Here is a 4,789-nt window from a genome sequence, read left to right as displayed (position 1 = left end):
CGCCACCCCCGGCGTCTACGCCACCCCGGCTGACGGCCGGCGCGTCACGGCCGGATCGCCGCCGTCATCTCCCACATGAGGACCTCCGCCCCCGCCGGGCCCGCCGTGATCCGCTGGCCCTCCGCCCGGGTGACCCGGGCCGCGTCGCCCTCGGCGAGCGCCCCCGCGCCCTCCAGTTCGAGGGAGCCGCGGGCCACGAAGAGGTGGACGAACGGCGCGGTGGCGATTTCCAGTGTCTCCCCGGGGCGCGCCCGCGTCACATGGAGCGCCGCGTTCTTCTGCCGGATGGAGATGGCCCGGTGGGCGGCGTCGCGCGGCATGCCGGAGGCGAGCGTGGTCCAGCCGCCGCGGGCCAACTCGTCGGTGATGTCGAGCTGTTCGTAGCCGGGGTCGATGCCGGCCTCGTCGGGCAGCACCCACATCTGGACGAAGCGCACCGGGTCCCGGTGCTCGGGCTCGCCGGTGAGCGTCCACGCGTCGTTCTTCTCGCTGTGCAGGATGCCGCGGCCGGCGCTCATCCGCTGGGCGAGCCCGGGGTGGATCACCCCGTTGTGCCCCTCGGAGTCCTGGTGCACCAGACCGCCCTCCAGCACCCACGTGACGATCTCCATGTCGCGGTGCGGGTGGGTGTCGAAGCCCGTGCCGGGCGCCACCACGTCGTCGTTGGAGACCAGCAGCAGCCCGAAGTGGGTGTTGCCCGGGTCGAAGTGGCGGGAGAACGAGAAGGAGTGGTGCGACTCCAGCCAGTCGGTGCGGGTGCGGAAGCGCTCGCCGGCGGTGCGGATGTCGATGCCGGTCGCCATGGGGCCACCTCCTGCCGGTGCCGGGGGACGCTGCCGGTGGGAGCGCGCTGCCCCGGCCCCTCGATGTAGTTGAAGTTTATACCAATCGGGTCTCCGGGACCACGCCGGTGAGCTTCTCCGACAGCTCCCACAGGATCTCGCCCGCCCGGTCGTCCCGCGTCCACGGCGCCCGCAGCGACGGCGCGGGCGCGCCCCGCCAGCCCTGCAACCGGGGCCCGGTGAAGGAGTCCGGCCGCACCCCCGGCGCCGTCGCCGCGTACAGCGTGGGCAGGGCGCCGGTCTCCGCGGGCTGGGCCAGGACGCGGTTGAGCAGCGAGGTCAGCCGCTCCATCGCGCGCCTGCCCTCCAGCCGGGGGCCCGCGCTCTGGAGGTTGGTGTCCGCGTAGCCGGGGTGGGCGGCGGCCGCCACCACATCGGACCCGGCGCGCTCCAGCCGGCGCGCCAGCTCGTGCACGAACAGCAGATTGGCCGACTTCGACCGGGCGTACGCGATCCAGCGGCGGTAGTGCCGGTCGCCGTGCGGATCGGTCGGGTCGATGGTCGCCAGCGCGTGGAGGCCGCTGGAGACGCTGATGATCCGCGCCCCCGGGGTGGCCAGCAGCCGCGGCAGCAGCAGGCCGGTGAGCGCGAAGTGGCCGAGGTGGTTGACCCCGAACTGGGTCTCGAAGCCGTCGATGGTCCGGCTCTGCGGCAGGGCCATCACCCCGGCGTTGTTGATCAGGAGGTCGAGCCGGTCGTCGGTGTACGCGGCCGCGAAGTCCCGGATGGAGGAGAGGTCCGCGAGATCCAGCCGGGCGAAGCGGACGAGCGCGCCGGGCACTTCGCCCCGGATGCGGCCCTGCGCCTCCAGGGCCCGGCTCTCGTCCCGGCACGCCAGCACCACCTCGGCGCCGCGCCGGGCCAGCTCCCGGGCGGTGACCAGCCCGATGCCGCTGTTGGCGCCCGTGACGACGGCCGTGCGGCCGCTCTGGTCGGGGATGTCGTTCGCGGTCCAGCCTGTCATCTCAGAGCTCTCCTCGCGTTCGGTTGCGGCCAGGCGGCAGGCGCGGCCTGGCGGCCTGGCGGCCAGGGTAGGCGACCGCGCGGTGGGTCGGGCCCGTTCGGGGCGGCCGGGCCGGTGCGCTGGGGGCGGCCGGGCCTGCTGGGGGCGGCCGGGCCGGTTCCCCTCAGGACAGCCGGACCGGCAGCGCCTCCACGCTGTTGCCGACGAAGCTGGGGTGCGGCGTCAGCTCCGCCACCGGCACCGCGAGATCGAGGTCCGGGAAGCGCTCGAAGAGCCGCTCCAGCGCGATCGTCGCCTCCAGCCGCGCCAGCGGAGCGCCCAGGCAGTAGTGCGGCCCGTGGCCGAAGGACAGATGGCGGCTGGGGGGCCGGGTGACGTCGAAGCGGTCGGCGTCGTCGCCGTGCGCCCGCGGGTCGCGCCCGGCGGAGGTGTACGACGCGAGCACCGGCGTCCCCCGCTCGATCACCGTCCCGCCGACCTCCAGGTCCACCGTGGGGTAGCGGAAGGGGAAGAAGCTCACCGGGCTGTCGTAGCGCAGGGTCTCCTCGACCACATCGGTCCAGGTCGCCCGCCCGGCGCGGACCAGTTCCAACTGGTCGCGGTGCACGCACAGCGCGCGCACCGCGTTGGTGATCAGGTTCAGGGTCGTCTCATGGCCGGCGATGATCATCAGCAGCAGGGTGCCGACGAGCTCGCGCTCGCTGAGCCGGTCGCCGTTCTCCTCGCGGGCGGCGATCAGCCCACTGGTCAGGTCGTCGCCCGGGTGCGCCCGGCGGGTGGCGGCCACCTGCGTGAGGATCGCCACCATCTCGCGGTTGGCGGCCAGGGCGTCGGCCGGCTCGACGACCGTGCTGACGATCAGGTTCGACAGCTCGTGCAGCCGGTCGTGCAGCTCCGGGTCCACGCCCAGCAGTTCGCAGATCACGCTCATGGGCAGCGGATAGGCGAAGTGCCGGCGCAGATCCACCACGCCACCGGCCTTTTCACCGCGTCCGCCGCGTCCGCCGCGTCCGCCGCGTCCGCCGCCTTCGCCTCCGCCTCCGTCGCCCCCGTCGCCCGCGGCGGCGTCCGCCTCCGCGGCCCGCGCCATGTCGTCCAGGAGGCGGGCGGTCAGCTCCTCGATCCGCGGGCGCAGCGCCTCCACCCGGCGCGCCGTGAACGCCTTGGTGACCAGGCCGCGCAGCCGCCGGTGGTCGTCGCCGTCGGCGGTGGTCATGCCGTCGACGGTGGCGAAGGTCGCCAGTGGCCAGCCCGGGGGTATCTCCCCGGCCCGGAGCGCCGCGAAGTGGCGCGCGTTCTTGGCCACCTCGGGGTGGGCCAGGAACTCCCTGAGCTCCTCGTGGCCGGTGACGCCCACCGCCGGGATGTCGCCGGGGAGCAGGACGGGGACGGCCGCGCCCCGGGCGCGCAGCTCCGCGTTGACCGCGTGCTGATCGGCGCCGGAGGGGTCGAGCCGGTGCGCAACGGGGCAGGTCCGCTCGTCCTTTCGCGCGCCGGCGCGGTCGGCCGGCGGCGGTACGGGGGTGGCCGACGGCGGTACGGGGGCGGCGGGCGGTGTCGCCACGGGGGACTGCTCGCTCATCGGGGGTCTCCTGCGGGGGCGGGGGCGGAGGAAGCGGAGCCGTACGGTGTCGAGCGGTGCGGGGCGGAGCGGTTGGGGGCCGTCGTGGTGTGGCCACGCCCGTGGCCGTGCGCGTGCCCGCGCGCGGAGGCGGACGCCGCCGACGACGCCCAGGGCGGCACCGACGCCGACTCGGGCGCGGCCAGCTGCGGCGCGCTGAACCGCACCGGCAGCGCCGCCAGCCCCTTCGACCACGGCGAGGCGATCCACGTCAGATCGCTTTCCGGAACGGCGAGTTCCAGGTCCGGCAGCCGGTGGCGCAGCGTGTCCACGGCCGTACGGGCGATCAGCCGGGCCGGGTCCTGCGCGGGGCAGGCGTGCGGGCCGGCGCCGAACGCCAGATGGGCGCGGTTGCCCACCACCGGCCGGCCGTCCGCCGGCAGCACCTCGGGGTCGGCGTTGGCGGCGGCCAGCCCCAGGATCAGCATGTCCCCGGCGCGGACGTCCTGGCCGCCGAAGCGCAGATCGCGGGTGGCGTAGCGGGCCGGGAAGTTCTGCGTCGGCGGGAACCGCCACAGCACCAGGTCGAGGGCGTCGTCCACGGTCAGATGGCCGCCGGTCAGCGAGGTGCGGAAGGCCGGGTCGGTGAGCAGGATGCGGATCGTCGTCGCGATCCAGTTCATCGTCGTCTGATTGCCCGCCACGATGGTCACCACGAGGTTGTGCAGCACTTCCTCGTCGGTGAGCCGCGCGGGGTGGTGCAGCAGCCAGGACGTCACGTCCGCGCCCGGGCGCTGCCGCTTCTCCCGGATCAGCGCGGTGAGGATGATGCCCATGCGGCGGCTGGCGTCCGCGGAGTCGGCGTTCGCCGCCACGGTTCCGGCGATCGCCTCCACCAGGCGCGGCCCCTGCCGCTCGTCCAGGCCCAGCAGATGGGTGACGATCCGCAGCGGCAGGACGCGCGCGTACTCCGGCACCAGGTCCGCGCCGCGCCGCGCCGAGAACTCGGCGATGATCTGCTCGGCCGTGGCCCGTACGGTGCGGCACAGCTCGTGGCCGTTGATCCGGGACAGCGCGTCGGCGACGGCCGCCCGCATCCGGCGGTGCTGCTGCCCGTCGGCGTACAGCAGCGCCGGGCGCCAGCCGACCATCGGCAGCAGCGGCGAGTCCGCCGGCACGCGGCCCTCGCGCAGCGGGGTCCAGCGGCGCGGGTCGTGCGAGAAGTACTCCTCGTCCCGGGCGAGCTGGAGCAGCTCCCGGTGGCCCAGCACCAGCCACGCCTCGATGCCGGGGGCGATCGCCACGGGGGCGACCGGGCCGTGGCGCTTGCGCAGCCGCTCGTAGAGGGCCGTCATGTCGCCGGCGGAGCCCGGGTCGTAGAGCGGGGTCGGCGCGCCCGGGAAGGCGGGCGCGGGGTGGGCG

The 4,789-nt window shown here is 75.2% G+C and carries 4 protein-coding genes; all 4 read right to left on the bottom strand.

Annotated features, from left to right (window positions below; genetic code table 11):
* Positions 1-44: 44 nt before the first annotated feature.
* Positions 45-803 carry a pirin family protein gene (locus tag ACSNOD_RS28505; protein WP_436769955.1) on the bottom strand — a complete coding sequence of 253 codons (759 nt, stop codon included), beginning with the start codon at positions 801-803 and terminating at the stop codon, positions 45-47.
* A gap of 76 nt (positions 804-879) precedes the next feature.
* Positions 880-1,806, bottom strand: a complete 927-nt coding sequence (locus tag ACSNOD_RS28500) for an oxidoreductase (RefSeq protein WP_436769954.1) — start codon at positions 1,804-1,806, stop codon at positions 880-882.
* A gap of 163 nt (positions 1,807-1,969) precedes the next feature.
* Positions 1,970-3,388, bottom strand: coding sequence for a cytochrome P450 family protein (locus ACSNOD_RS28495; protein WP_436769953.1), 1,419 nt, complete (start codon positions 3,386-3,388; stop codon positions 1,970-1,972).
* On the bottom strand, positions 3,385-4,789 hold a 1,405-nt coding region (locus ACSNOD_RS28490; protein ID WP_436769952.1), incomplete at its 5' end, for a cytochrome P450. The genes ACSNOD_RS28495 and ACSNOD_RS28490, both read right to left, overlap by 4 nt.

Origin of the sequence: Streptomyces sp. URMC 123 (assembly GCF_051386515.1) — a bacterium.
In the GTDB taxonomy this organism is placed as follows: domain Bacteria; phylum Actinomycetota; class Actinomycetes; order Streptomycetales; family Streptomycetaceae; genus Streptomyces.
Note: the sequence above shows the minus strand (reverse complement) of the source record. Positions and strands in the feature narration are given on the sequence as shown.